This window comes from Paenibacillus sp. FSL H8-0283 (assembly GCF_045040675.1).
In the GTDB taxonomy this organism is placed as follows: Bacteria; Bacillota; Bacilli; order Paenibacillales; family Paenibacillaceae; genus Paenibacillus; species Paenibacillus amylolyticus.
Genome location: NZ_CP150295.1, coordinates 2,968,631 through 2,981,715, shown reverse-complemented (window position 1 = coordinate 2,981,715; position 13,085 = coordinate 2,968,631). Strand labels below are relative to the sequence as shown.

13 protein-coding genes are annotated in these 13,085 nt (G+C 42.6%); 4 read left to right on the top strand and 9 right to left on the bottom strand.

The window, feature by feature from the left end; translation table 11 throughout:
- The first annotated feature begins 368 nt into the window (after positions 1 to 368).
- Complete coding sequence (locus MHI52_RS13600) at positions 369 to 1,142, top strand: D-alanyl-D-alanine carboxypeptidase family protein (RefSeq protein WP_127545626.1); 774 nt, start codon at positions 369 to 371, stop codon at positions 1,140 to 1,142.
- 140 nt (positions 1,143 to 1,282) lie between these two features.
- Here the strand turns inward: MHI52_RS13600 and MHI52_RS13595 are convergent, their stop codons facing one another.
- Positions 1,283 to 1,522 carry a hypothetical protein gene (locus MHI52_RS13595; protein WP_235193803.1) on the bottom strand — a complete coding sequence of 80 codons (240 nt, stop codon included), beginning with the start codon at positions 1,520 to 1,522 and terminating at the stop codon, positions 1,283 to 1,285.
- Positions 1,523 to 1,652: 130 nt separating this feature from the next.
- On the opposite strand from MHI52_RS13595, the gene MHI52_RS13590 reads away from it, so the two are divergent.
- The gene (locus MHI52_RS13590; protein ID WP_047842731.1) at positions 1,653 to 2,285 is read left to right on the top strand and encodes a nitroreductase family protein; all 633 of its coding nucleotides are present in this window, start codon (positions 1,653 to 1,655) and stop codon (positions 2,283 to 2,285) included.
- Positions 2,286 to 2,554: 269 nt separating this feature from the next.
- Here MHI52_RS13590 and MHI52_RS13585 read toward each other — a convergent pair whose 3' ends face one another.
- Positions 2,555 to 3,715 carry a leucine-rich repeat domain-containing protein gene (locus MHI52_RS13585; protein WP_405159199.1) on the bottom strand — a complete coding sequence of 387 codons (1,161 nt, stop codon included), beginning with the start codon at positions 3,713 to 3,715 and terminating at the stop codon, positions 2,555 to 2,557.
- A 166-nt stretch (positions 3,716 to 3,881) separates the two neighbouring features.
- Here MHI52_RS13585 and MHI52_RS13580 point away from each other — a divergent pair, with 166 nt between their 5' ends.
- On the top strand, positions 3,882 to 4,340 hold the full coding sequence (locus MHI52_RS13580; RefSeq protein ID WP_340982700.1) for a GyrI-like domain-containing protein: 459 nt from the start codon (positions 3,882 to 3,884) through the stop codon (positions 4,338 to 4,340).
- An 85-nt stretch (positions 4,341 to 4,425) separates the two neighbouring features.
- Here MHI52_RS13580 and MHI52_RS13575 read toward each other — a convergent pair whose 3' ends face one another.
- From MHI52_RS13575 to MHI52_RS13555, 5 genes are all read right to left on the bottom strand, one after another.
- Positions 4,426 to 5,670 (bottom strand): aminopeptidase, encoded by a 1,245-nt coding sequence (locus MHI52_RS13575; protein ID WP_405159198.1) that lies wholly within the window; start codon positions 5,668 to 5,670, stop codon positions 4,426 to 4,428.
- Between the two features lie 238 nt (positions 5,671 to 5,908).
- Positions 5,909 to 7,501, bottom strand: coding sequence for an acyl-CoA synthetase MbcS (gene mbcS / locus MHI52_RS13570; RefSeq protein ID WP_405159197.1), 1,593 nt, complete (start codon positions 7,499 to 7,501; stop codon positions 5,909 to 5,911).
- 497 nt (positions 7,502 to 7,998) lie between these two features.
- Positions 7,999 to 8,637, bottom strand: a complete 639-nt coding sequence (locus MHI52_RS13565; protein WP_405159196.1) for a hypothetical protein — start codon at positions 8,635 to 8,637, stop codon at positions 7,999 to 8,001.
- A 24-nt stretch (positions 8,638 to 8,661) separates the two neighbouring features.
- Positions 8,662 to 9,252, bottom strand: coding sequence for a matrixin family metalloprotease (locus MHI52_RS13560; protein WP_405159195.1), 591 nt, complete (start codon positions 9,250 to 9,252; stop codon positions 8,662 to 8,664).
- A 180-nt stretch (positions 9,253 to 9,432) separates the two neighbouring features.
- The gene (locus MHI52_RS13555) at positions 9,433 to 10,437 is read right to left on the bottom strand and encodes an aldo/keto reductase (RefSeq protein WP_405159194.1); all 1,005 of its coding nucleotides are present in this window, start codon (positions 10,435 to 10,437) and stop codon (positions 9,433 to 9,435) included.
- Between the two features lie 201 nt (positions 10,438 to 10,638).
- Between MHI52_RS13555 and MHI52_RS13550 the strand changes: the two genes are divergently transcribed.
- Positions 10,639 to 11,484, top strand: a complete 846-nt coding sequence (locus MHI52_RS13550; RefSeq protein WP_353883748.1) for an AraC family ligand binding domain-containing protein — start codon at positions 10,639 to 10,641, stop codon at positions 11,482 to 11,484.
- Positions 11,485 to 11,553: 69 nt separating this feature from the next.
- Here MHI52_RS13550 and MHI52_RS13545 read toward each other — a convergent pair whose 3' ends face one another.
- Positions 11,554 to 11,952, bottom strand: coding sequence for an Asp23/Gls24 family envelope stress response protein (locus MHI52_RS13545; RefSeq protein ID WP_076214747.1), 399 nt, complete (start codon positions 11,950 to 11,952; stop codon positions 11,554 to 11,556).
- A 28-nt stretch (positions 11,953 to 11,980) separates the two neighbouring features.
- Entirely contained in the window at positions 11,981 to 13,060 is a 1,080-nt protein-coding gene (locus MHI52_RS13540; protein ID WP_076318067.1) for an AI-2E family transporter, read from the bottom strand.
- Positions 13,061 to 13,085 lie beyond the last annotated feature (25 nt).

Sequence of the window (13,085 nt, the reverse complement as noted above, 5' to 3'; positions counted from 1 at the left end):
CGTTGCATCTAATGCAACGGCTTTTTTACCGTTCTTTTCCTTATATGCCTCTATCAGAGTTGCAAAAAAGACTCTATAAAAGATGAACTAAACATTTACACGAAACGGAGAGGACAGAAAAAACCTGAAGAAACGAAGTGTTCGCCTTTATCCCAAGATTTTCACCATTATAAAATTGAATCAAAAAAATCAGGGGATAACAGCGATCGGAAGGTTGTTCTGTCATCGAAGTGGCAAGGTAAATATCCTCTAGTTAGATTTTATAGCAAACTTTGTTTACAACTCGGAAACAATTGGAGAACCTATGGATATAATCCTCTAGTATACTCGGTATATAGATTCATATATTCCGAGGAGGAACACACATCATGAAACCTTTTACTCGTAAATCCATCATATCTACAATTCTCGTAGGCTCTGTTGTAGCAGGTTCTGCATTTACTACGTTTCCCATCACTTCAAGCCTGAATCCCGTCGCGTCTGCTGCAAGCTCTAGCTTCACTCAATTTCTGCATGATAATGCACCTGGTCGTACGATCAAAACGATTAAAAATGTGGCAACTGTGACCAATGTGTCCAGTACAGTTGTGCTTGTCAATAAAAAGAGAAATCTGCCTTCAACTTATGCACCTCAAGATTTGGTTGTACCTAATATTCCTTTTAGCTTCTCAGGTTCCAGTCCGAAGAAACAGATGCGTAAAGTGGCCGCAACCGCGATAGAGAAATTATTTGCGGCTGCCAAAAAAGACGGCATCGATATCAAAGCGGTGTCTGGCTATCGCTCGTATGCGACTCAGAAATCAATCTTTGACCGTAATGCCAGCATCAAAGGCGAAGCTGTTGCCAATAAAACAAGTGCTCGGCCAGGACAAAGCGAACATCAGACCGGTCTAGCTATGGATATCTCCAGCGCTTCGGCTGGTTATGATCTTCAGCAAAGCTTTGGCAACACCAAAGAAGGCAAATGGCTGAAAGCCAATGCCCACAAGTACGGCTTCATCATCCGTTATGGCAAAGATCAGGAGAAATTGACTGGTTACTCCTATGAGCCATGGCATGTACGTTATGTCGGAGTATATATTGCTGGTGAGATTACCAACCAGAAACTTACGCTGGAGCAGTATTTGGAACGTGCCAAATAAGGCAAGTTTGAACCCAAAGCTTAGACAGTTATAATTATGTGTTTAGATAAAAGAAGCGTGACTATAGATAACATGACTGAAGGAGAAGATGGGGCCGCAACTGGCCCTCTTCTGCTTCAATTTTTCATTTACACACTTCATCATGTCCCAACGATTTTTCTAAAGACCAGTGGCAGTCTCTTCAGACCTTCTGTTCCAGCCCAAGAGCCTACTCCTGCAAGTATTACATTATGGCACAAATAAAGTGCGACATTGTACACGATAGGGCCTAGAATAATCTCCACGACTACAAAACGTTTTAACGTCGAAGATTGGATCACATATACCCGAAATTCATGAGGGTCATGTCCTCCCATATACCTTGCGATCAATGCTTTCATGAATCACCTCTAGTGTTTTATTTTAGCGTATGGCAGACGATCCTTGTCTTATTCTAAAATAATACTTACATAAAGTAACTAAGTGTGTTATAGTCGGTTCATAAATCATACATAAGCGAGGGAAACTACCATGAGTGAGTTGGAGAATCTAGTCAAAAACCGTAGATCGGCCGTTATTTTTGAAGAAGGAATTGAAATTTCGGATTTGGAACTGCAAGAAATGTTTGCCCTGAACAAATTTGCACCATCTGCCTTTAACCTGCAACACACGCACTATCTTGTGATTAAAGACGAGGAACAGAAAGAGAAAGTCTATGAGGCTTCCCAGCAATATAAGGTAAAAACAGCTTCTGCAGTCATCGTGGTATTGGGCGACGTCAACGCGCATCATCATATCCGCACGATTAACGAAGGCCTGCTGAACCTGGGCGCTCTTACTCCGTTCCAATACGAGCAGGAATCCCAAAGTGTCACCGAATTTTACGAATCTCGCGGCAGATTCTTCCAACGTGAGGATGCGATTCGCAATGCCAGCCTGTCTGCCATGCAATTGATGCTGATCGCTCAGGATCGCGGTTGGGATACTTGTCCAATGATTGGCTTTGACTCGGAAGAACTGCAACGGAGTCTGGAAATCCCTAACCATTACGTACCCGTTATGCTGATCACCATCGGCAAAAAGTCGGAAGCCAAACAGCGCCCACGCGGTTACCGTAAACCGATTAACGAATATGTTAGCTTTAACAAAATGCACGCTGAATAACATATAATATAACAAATTATATAAGTTGAACTAACATTTACACGATAACGGAGAGGACAGAAAAAACCTGAAAAAGCGAAGCGTTCGCCTAAAAGCTTTCTGAAAGAAAGCTGCATCGGAAGCAAACGCTATCCCCGGATTTTCCCCTTTAGAAAAGGAATGGAATTAAAATCTGGGGATAACAGCGATTGGAAGGTTGTTCTGTCATCGTAGTGTCAGTGTAAATAATCTTTAGTTCAACACAACAAAAAAGCCACGATCTCGTGGCTTTAATACGTTTCATAGATCAACGTATCCAACATGTGAAATTCATCGTCAAACTCCGCATATATGTACAGTCGACCAGCAGGTGTATCCCCCGCATCATAACCCAATCGGAAATATTGATCTCCCTGAAATTCTGCATCAGCCAAAATCAATGTATTGATATCTTCGTCCGGATGAGCCTCGGCAATGGTTTTAAGTGCCTGCTCACCTAGCATGTCCCACCGTTTCCACGTCTCTTCCATATATGGGGACAATATTTCCATCTCTGTCTTGGTTGAAACCTGTGCAGTGAATACCAGTTCTTTATCCTGAATAAGTAAGCTCATCTGATAGTTGGACATCGAGACGTCATACTGAAACAACCCCATACCCGGAACTTCATGATTGGATTCAAACATTAGATTATCTGCATACTGCAGTCTTTCCAGCTTGGGATTAGCGCTATAATCCAACTCGGTTAATTTGTTCTCGGAACAGTACAACTCTTTTAGTTGTACGTTATGGCGAATATCCAGCTTGCTAATATGGTTGTTAAAACAACGGATACTCTCTAAAACCATATTTGAACGAAAATCCAACTGTTTAATATGATTGTGGTTACAACGAAGTTCAATCAAGTTTGGACAACCGGTTACATCAAGTTCCAGCATGTAATTGTTGGCGCAATCAAGTCGCCGCAGTTGTTTATTGTGTTCAAGTTCAAGTGAGAAAAGAGCGTTATAACTGCAACTAAGTTCCTCCAACTGCTCAAGGGGCTCTGAAGCCAGCTCCGACAACATATTCCAATGACACTCCACCGTTATAAGTTTGGAATTATGAGAAAGATCCAATTTGCGAAGTCGATTAAAACTGCAATCCAGCACCTGCAAATCCGAATTGGAACGGAGGTCCAGTGTAAGAAGCTGATTCTCTCTGCAACGTAACGTCCTCAGCTTGTGATTCTGAGCCAGATCCAAACTGGTCAATTGATTATAGGCACAATCCAGCTCTTGAAGACCCCAGAAATACTCGATTCCATCAAGATTGCTAATATTGTGATTTGAGAGTTCTAATATCTCAACCTCACAAACGTCACTCTCCTGAATGAAATCCCGCTGCTCACAAAAACGATCCAACACAACTTTCCTGAAATGTTCATCCGTGAAGGCATAAGTAATATCCATGTCTAACGCCTCCCCCTCTCGTTTTGCTCTATTGGAACAGTCTTCCAACATATTATCACTATTCTATGAGTTTCGTCGCCGGGATTCAACAATTACCTAAGCAAATTCTTTTATACCATGTTAGCATCCAATATGTAAGAGAAATCGTACAGAGAGGAAGATTTTCATGGAAATGGTTATCGAAAACCTCCCATCGTATCGTATCGCCTATGTTCGACAAGTCGGTCCTTACGGTCCAGCCAATGCTCAAGCGATGAATACGCTGAAACAATGGGCAGACAAAAACCAACTGCTTCATGAATCAGCAATTTTATTCGGCATTCCACAAAATGACCCAACTACCACACCTCCTCAGAACTGCAGATATGATGCTTGTATTGTTATCACTGAATCTGAACGTCTGGAAGATGAGTTTGTTGAGATTGGCGAGTTATTAGGCGGAGATTATCTCATCTGTAAGGTGAGACATACGGCAGAAGCTATTCAGCAGGCATGGAATGTGATCATCCCTCATTTACAAACAAGTGGTTATCAGATGGACAACAAGCCGGTTATAGAAAGATATCGTTGGGAACTGCTTAATCAGCATTATTGCGAGATATGTGTACCTGTAAGACCCGTGTAATCCATGTTACGAGGAAAAAAAAGTGACTTCAAGTTGAAGTCACTTTTTCGTTCAGCACTATTACTGCTACTAACTAGATTAGAAATTAAAATGCCCAGTTGCCTTTACGGAATACCGGCTCGATTGTACCGTCTTGTAACTCACCATCGATATCCAGTTCAGCAGAACCGATCATGAAATCAACGTGAGTCAAGCTCACATTGCACTCATGCTTCAGTAACTCTTCATTCGACATGGTTGTGCCATCTTTCATGTTGAATGGATACGCACTTCCCACAGCCAAGTGGCAGGATGCATTTTCGTCAATACCCGTGTTGTAGAAAATACGATTCAGGTTGGAGATTGGGGAGTCATGTGGTACTAGTGCGACCTCACCCAGATAACGTGCTCCTTCATCGGTGGCAAACAGGTTCTTCAAATGCTCTTCACCGGATGCTGCCGTAAACGCTACAACCTGTCCATCCTTGAATGTGATTCTCATCTGGTCTACAAGTTGTCCGTTCAGGTTCAAAGGCATGGTACTGCTGACATATCCATTCACTCCGCTGCGTTTAGGCATGGTGAATACTTCTTCAGTTGGCATATTGGCAACGGTGTATACACCTTGTTTATTTTCGCTACCACCGCCACCCCAGATGTGGTTGTGGACCAATTCAATTTTCAAATCTGTACCTGGCGCACGGTAATGCAGGCTCTTATAGTTCTTTTTATTCAGGAGATCACTCATGGTATTCAGGGTATCCAGATGTTCTCTCCAATTTTGTACGGCGTCTCCGCCATCTACACGGTTCATTTTGAAGATCGTTTCCCACATCACGTTGATTCGGTCTTCTTCCGGGATGTCGGCAAATACTTTGTTCGCCCAAGCTTTGGTTGGGGCCTTGATCAGACACCAGCTAATTTCATGGTTGCGTGTGTATTTGGCATATCCGCGACGTGCGTGTGCAGCTGCCTTGGTAGCACGGGAAACGCTGTCGGAGTCAATTCCGTTATACAGTTCAGGATCTGGAACTTTGATCGTCAAGGTAGCGCCGCCTGCTTCCGCAAACTTCTCCATCATATCCGCTTTCCAGGCTGGATAGTAGTCAAAGCTGTCATTGGAACCATGTTCAAAACGACTGCGGGTAATGTTGTCATCATCGAAGTCCACTTGTACATAGTTTGCACCAGCCGCATAGGCTTTTTGCACAATCAGACGTGTGAATTCAAGCGTTTCGATCGGTGCAGTGACGAGCAGATCCTGTCCTTTTTGAATATTCACGCCAACTTTAACAACTAGTTCTGCGTATTGTTTCAATGACTTTTCAAAGGTCTGTTCAAATTGACTCATGGTTGTGTTCACTCCTGTTTCATATATTATGGCATGGTTTGCAAACTTGGGATCTGTTGAGTGGCCGTTACAGCGAAGGATCGTTCTTTAGATCGTCGTTGTCTCCAAATTTTCTTCATCGTATTTTTCAAAGGTTAAAATTCGGAGACAAATACGACCGCTTTCGCTTCTGTAGAATCGACTCCTTCTCTTTCACTACGTATGCTATTAATGTCCATCATTCGTTACCTAATCTCATTTAACCATTACGTTTTTCTTGTTCGCGCAGTTCGATCCGGCGGATTTTACCAGAGTTGGTCTTCGGCAGATCCGTGACAAATTCGATCTTGCGTGGATATTTATAAGGTGCTGTAATTTCCTTGACGTGGTGTTGCAGTTCACGCATCAGTTCCGGTGAAGCCAGTGAATCGTCTCTCAACACGACAAAAGCTTTGACAATATTGCCACGGATCTCATCCGGACTTGCAACCACCGCACATTCCTTCACACTGGCGTGTTTCATAAGTGCTTCTTCCACTTCAAATGGTCCAATCGTATAACCCGAACTGATGATGATATCGTCACTGCGACCTTCAAACCAGAAGTATCCTTCTTCGTCTTTGCGTGCACGGTCCCCTGTTACAAAATAATCGCCACGCTGACTCGCTTCCTTCCGTCCCTCATCCTGATAATAGGACCGGAACAAAGCTGGCATCTCTTTGTGTACCGCGATATCTCCTACTTCACCCGGAGGCACAGGTTGTCCCTCATCGTCAATAATTTCAATCAATCCAGGTGTAATCGACTGACCCATGGAGCCAATGCGTACAGGCGCATCTTTGAGACTGCCGATTAACAACGTGCTCTCGGTCTGTCCATATCCGTCTCGAATAGTCAGGTCGAAGTGACGCTGGAAGATTTCAATGACTTCCTGATTGAGCGGTTCGCCCGCTGAAACAGCACTGCGCAGATGAGACAGGTCATAATGTCCAAGATCATCGGCTTTGGCCATCAACCGATATTCCGTTGGTGTACAGCAAAGGACATTAATCTGATGTTCCTGCATCAGTTCCAGATAACGCTTGGGCTGGAATGATCCATTGTAGACCAGTCCAGTCGCGCCTCTTCCGAGTACCGACAGGAACGGGCTCCAGATCCATTTTTGCCAGCCAGGTGCAGCCGTTGCCCATACGGTATCCGAAGGTTGAATATCCAGCCATAATGAAGAAGCAATCCGCAGGTGGGCATATCCCCAACCGTGGCTATGTACAACTCCTTTGGGATTACCTGTTGTGCCCGAAGTATAAGCAAGGATGGCCGTATCATCACGATGAGTCTCCACCGCAACCATCTCTTCGGGTTGATTCTGCATTAACTGATGCACATTGACCCAACCTTCAGCAGGTACGCTAACTTCTCCATTCGGTGATGCCACGATTCGATGTGCCAGTGACGGCAGATCCGCGTCCATCTTTTCTACTTCTGAGGTCGTCTCGGACCATACAATAACAGCCCGCGCCTCAGAGTGACGCAGACGATATTCCAGATCTTTTGCCCGTAACATCTCGGAGGAAGGAATAACGGCAATCCCCAATTTCAGACAAGCAATATAAATGACATAGGCAATAATACGGCGTGGTACCATGACCAACACCCGATCACCCTTCTCTAATCCAAGTTCACGCAGACCTCCAGCAAGACGATTCGCCTGCTTAAACAAATCACCATACGTGATCTCTTCCAATTCTCGTTGATCGCTGAGCCATCTAAGTGCAATCCGGTCTGATGGATGATTCTCCATCTCGGATGTCAGGTTATAGCTTTCAGGCGAAATCCACTGTTCAAAGTTCAAATGGAGCCTCTCCTTCGTAGTTCAATTGTATAGCTTCTATATATTATACCCTAAATCCTAGGACCAGGTGCTATGATATAAAATGAATAGCAAAAATAGCCGCCATTATTGGCGACTATTTCAAAAACCTTCGTTCCACTAAACTGAAACTTACTTTTAGTCCTTCTTACTTGAAAGAATCAGTCTTATATGCAACATGATAATTATTATCAAAAAATATAACGAGCACGTCTTTGACTCTGCTATCCTTTACATAGAAGATGTCACTTCCTTGACCTGCAACATTAGATTCTCCATGATTCTGAGGAAAAGGCGAGACTTGTTTAGATATTTCTCCCACCTGATCACCGACTTTCGATGAATCATAATTGGGTCCTTCAATTAGATATAATTGTTCATCCCACATAAATGCCGCAGGGTAACTCTGGTCGGATTCATTCGCACAGGATGAAATGAGAATTAACAACGGGAATATAATAATACATATTTTCGTTAATTTATATATCATCATTCAATCTACTAATTAATTCTTCAACATTATATTTCGTTCCATTTTTGTCATAAACCGCTCCGTCAATAACTTTCAATACACTTTGAGGGCCCCATGATTTACCCACATGATTTGTAAATAATATAACCTCATCACCTTCATTTAATTCTCCTCCATCAGGAACAATTCTCAAATTCTCAGTTTCTCCTCCTTCTTCTTTATACAATATCGTTTGTTCTTCCATCGTCATTCGATATCCTGCACCAGCGATCTTCCCATCCATTTTAATTGGAGTAATAATTTTTACTGATATATCTGTATATAAATCTTCAACGTAGGTTACTTCCTCTTGCTTTGTGAAATCCAAATTGTAAGAAGACTGCTCACTAGAATTAGAAATTAGTTCATTATTGGTTTTTGGTAAATATATTTTTTCTGAAACCGTCTCCCCTCTGGCCTCCACTTTTCCATAAACAATGTTATCCGCTACCTTGGATAACTCATCTAAAGTGTAATTGGGATATGTAGCACTATACTCAATAGTAGGTTTAAATATTGAACTCGCTACTAGAAATCCTGACAAAATACTAATACCTAGAAATGAAATGGTGAACAAAGTATAAGTCACTTTTTTGTTTCTTTTCAATACAATCACCTCTTTCTTTATTTTTTAATACAAAGAGTTTTTAGCATCTTTATCGTATTGGGTTAAACTCCTTGCTTTTGTTTCATTTGTGAAAGAGTAATTATACATAGTATAGTCTTGATCCCCAGAGCTATGTTGAGAGTCAGCATCATGGCAGTGTGCTATACCCAGAGCATGCCCCAATTCATGAGTAGCAACACTTTGTATATCATATGCACCCGCAACAGCACCATCAGCGAATTCATACTTAGTATTAAATATTATATCTGCTCTAGTCATATAGGTTTTACCTGAAAAACTACCTGTAGTGGGAAACATTTTACCAATCCAGGTATCAGCTGGTCTATTGGATGCACTGATATCCCCTGTAGCATTAGTACTGCTGCTATTAAACTGAAATTGCTTTTTAGTGCTTACATCATTCCACGTATTCATACCCTTCTGAATAATTGTTTTCCAAGTGGGGTTTAAAATTGTATCATAACGAATCGGAGTTGAAGCAACATACCACGTATATCCCAAAGATCTAGCCAAAACATTCTGGGTTATTAAAAATGAAGATGTAAACAATAAAATCCCTGTTATAGTAACTAAAAATAAATTCTTTTTGTGCAAGTCAACCACCTCTTTCTTTTTTTCTCACAATAAACTTTTATTGTAATATTTGGAATAGGGATAAAGTCCCATCTCATTTAAAGATAATGCTCATTCAGCTTATTCCCTAAAATTCACATACTTTTAAAAACTCAATACTTCAAATTCAATAAAAAATGTATAACAGTCCAGACTGTCAATTTACCAAGGATAATTACCCATGCCGTCCAAAATGCTTTCGATCTCATTCAACTCTTCCGTTGTCAGGACAGGTGCCTGGAGGGCAGCCACGTTTTCTTCAATCTGGGACACACGGCTTGCACCAATCAATGCAGAAGTTACACGGTTACCGCGCAAGATCCAGTTCAGAGCCAGTTGGGAGATCGTCTGCCCTCTTCGCTCGGCAACCGCCTGAAGCGCATCGAACTTGGCAATCCGTTCGTCCGTGTGTGCTTCTTTTTTCAAATTGCCTGTTGGATTGGCTCGTTCTTCCTTGATTTTGTCGACATATTTATTGGTCAACTGACCGCGGCCGAGTGGACAGAATGCAATGGAACCTACGCCCTGCTCATCCAGTACGTCCTGCAAACCGTCTTCAATCCAGCGATTCAACATCGAGTAGTTTGGCTGATGAACCAGACATGGCGTACCCAGACGACGAAGAATGGTTACCGCTTCTTGCGTCTGTTCTGCATTATAATTGGATAAGCCCACATAGAGTGCCTTACCTTGCCGCACGATGTGATCCAATGCCGTCATCGTTTCTTCCAATGGCGTATCCGGATCTGGACGGTGATGATAGAAAATGTCTACATAATCCAGTCCCATCCGACCAAGACTTTGATCCAGACTGGCAATCAGGTTTTTGCGGGAGCCCCACTCGCCGTAAGGTCCATTCCACATATGGTAACCTGCCTTCGATGAGATAAGCAGTTCATCCCGGTAAGGACGCAGATGTTTTTTATAAATCACACCAAAGTTCTCTTCCGCTGATCCTGGAGGTGGACCATAGTTATTCGCCAGATCGAAATGGTTAATTCCGAGGTCAAAGGCACGCAAAATCATTTCTTCCTGAATATCCAATGTACGGTTGCCACCAAAGTTCTGCCATAATCCCAGCGCAATTTGTGGCAATCTGATTCCGGATTTGCCGGAACGTACATATTTCATCTCATCATATCGTTGTTCACTCGCAGTATAGGGCATCGTTATTCTCACTTTCCTGTAAGGTTTGTTGAATTCCTTTTCATCTTAGACATTTTCCTGGATAAACGATATGGCATTTCACTTTGAACATATGGAATAATGATTGTTATCTATATATACTAATGTTAAATAATTAATCTTTTCAGCTATGTAGTATGTTAAAATGCAAGATGAGACGAAATCGTACAGGAGTGAATACCCTTGATTACGTATATGTTCAAAAACAATCATTTTCAGGAGCTACAGCTCCTTCATTATGGTACGGAAGCATGTACACCAGGTCACCACTTTGGCCCTGCTATGCGAGACTATTACAAAATTCATTATATTTTGAATGGCAAAGGCACCTTCGAAGTTGGTGGCAAAACGTATACCCTGCACAAAGGACAAGGATTTCTGATTGTTCCGCATTCTGTCGTGCATTACGAAGCAGATCAGGATGATCCATGGGAATACAGCTGGGTTGCTTTTCAAGGCAGCAATAGTTCTTCCTTTTTACAGCAGGCCTGTCTGTCCGAGCATCACCCGATCTTTGAATTGGGTAATGAGGATGACGAGATGCGATCCTGCCTGCACCGAATGATCAATTCCCGCAATACGCATAAAGGCTGGGAGATTAGCATGACTGGTTTGCTGTATCAATTCTTCTCTATTTTGATTGATCAGGCTAATTCCGAGCATCTTCAACCGATGCAGGATTATTCGAAGGAAACGTACGTTACGCAGGTAATGGACTTCATTGAAATGAACTATGCCAATGCCATTACCGTTCAGTCCATCGCGGCCCATGTCGGTTTGCAGCGCAGTTATCTGTGCTCTCTGTTCAAGGATCAGATGGGAAGCAGTATTCAGTCGTATCTGGTCCATTATCGGATGCGCAGGGCAGCCGAACTGACGCTTGATCCCGGCCTGACCATTGGCGATATTGCCCGTTCTGTGGGCTACACCGATCAATTGCTTTTCTCCAAAATGTTCAAAAAAGTGATGGGCGAAGCACCCACCTATTATCGCAAACATAAAACAGCACCCTCCCAGTTAAGTTGTTAATTGGGAAGGTGCTGTTTTTGTTAATCGTTTATCCTTACAAACGTTATTCCTTACATTCTTTTCATTGGTTTATACCATCTCCGGCATGGATATGCCAACAACTTGCACTTTGATTTCATCTACCATGACGCCGGCTAATTGTTCTACAGCCTGTTGAACATTATGTTGAAGTTCACGGCAGACCTCGTGCATCTTGTTGCCATATTGAATGTTGATGCGCAGCTGGATGGTTGCCTGATCGTCTTTGACGTGTACGTCAATCCCTTTTTGCAGACTCTTGCCGCTGATACTCTTGGCAATCCCTTCAGTCAGTCCAACGGACATGGAAGATACGCCAGCCGTTGATTGAGCCGCCATCCCTACAATCTTGGACAGCACATCATTCGAAATATGAATGGTACCCATTTGAACAGATTGAGGTGCGATATATTCAGGTTCATTGTATTGTTTTTCGATAATTTCAGACATGTGCTCCACTCCTTCGAATAATTAAATTCTATGCATTCTGCCATTTGTCCTTAAAGAACATGTTATAGATTCGAACCAAAAGAATTTTAACGATCATATAAACCGGGATAATAATCAGGATGGCAATAATTCCACCCAGGTCGCCTGCACCCAACACCAGAATGATGGTCGTGAGCGGGTGAATATCCAGCTTTTTGCCGAATACGTACGGTGCAACCAGGTTGTCCTGAATCTGCTGAGCGACAAGAATAATAATCAGAGACCAGATGGCAACCGATGGTGATACCACGAGACCCATGATCACAATCGGGACGGACGACACAATCGCTCCGATAAACGGAACAAAATTCATGATGACCGCAATTACCGTGAGCAGTAATGCGTACGGCAGTCCAATGATGAGGAAACCGATATACATAAGTACACCCAGCGCCAGATTGACCAAAACTCTTCCCACGATAAAACCACTCAACGCCTGATCAATCTCAATTACAACATCACGGCTGTCATTTTGGAAACGTTTTGGAGCGATATGTGCCAATTTACGACCAAATTTCTCGCCTTGTAACAGCATATAGAACAAAAGGATCGGTAGTGTAAACAAGATGATCGCAAAACTGGAAACAAGTGAGAAGAATCCACTTACGTAGTTGGTCACAAAGTTAAATCCTTTGTTGATATACTCCGTGATCTGGGAGAAAGGTGTCGAGCCCTCAGGGAACAAGGCCTGAATGGCACCATTTTGCTCCAGCTCTCTCAGCTGGTCACTTAATGAATTAATTAAACTTGGTGCGTTATCGACCAGATTGAACAGTTGCTCACGTAACGAAGGCCATAAACCAATGATGAAGAACACTCCCAGAATAGCAATAACCAGATAGATTAGCAAAATACTTAGCGTGCGATTTATTTTCTTTTTCTCCATATAATTCACAAGCGGCCTTAGCAGATAATAAAAGAACACCGACAACATCATCGGCACGGTAATGACCGTGATCATGGTGACGAGCGGCTGAAAGATGAAGCTTACACGTGATAATAAATAGATATTAACCAATATCAGCGCCAGTGCAATACTGAACCGGACAAACGTATTTACTTTGAACAAAATATTTCCCCCCACATGGACATTT

Bases quoted from the DNA above. Each gene is read 5' to 3' on its own strand.
- MHI52_RS13600 (WP_127545626.1), top strand. From the start codon at position 369: ATGAAACCTTTTACTCGTAAATCCATCATATCTACAATTCTCGTAGGC.
- MHI52_RS13595 (WP_235193803.1), bottom strand. From the start codon at position 1,522: ATGAAAGCATTGATCGCAAGGTATATGGGAGGACATGACCCTCATGAA.
- MHI52_RS13590 (WP_047842731.1), top strand. From the start codon at position 1,653: ATGAGTGAGTTGGAGAATCTAGTCAAAAACCGTAGATCGGCCGTTATT.
- MHI52_RS13585 (WP_405159199.1), bottom strand. From the start codon at position 3,715: ATGGATATTACTTATGCCTTCACGGATGAACATTTCAGGAAAGTTGTG.
- MHI52_RS13580 (WP_340982700.1), top strand. From the start codon at position 3,882: ATGGAAATGGTTATCGAAAACCTCCCATCGTATCGTATCGCCTATGTT.
- MHI52_RS13575 (WP_405159198.1), bottom strand. From the start codon at position 5,670: ATGAGTCAATTTGAACAGACCTTTGAAAAGTCATTGAAACAATACGCA.
- MHI52_RS13555 (WP_405159194.1), bottom strand. From the start codon at position 10,437: ATGCCCTATACTGCGAGTGAACAACGATATGATGAGATGAAATATGTA.
- MHI52_RS13545 (WP_076214747.1), bottom strand. From the start codon at position 11,952: ATGTCTGAAATTATCGAAAAACAATACAATGAACCTGAATATATCGCA.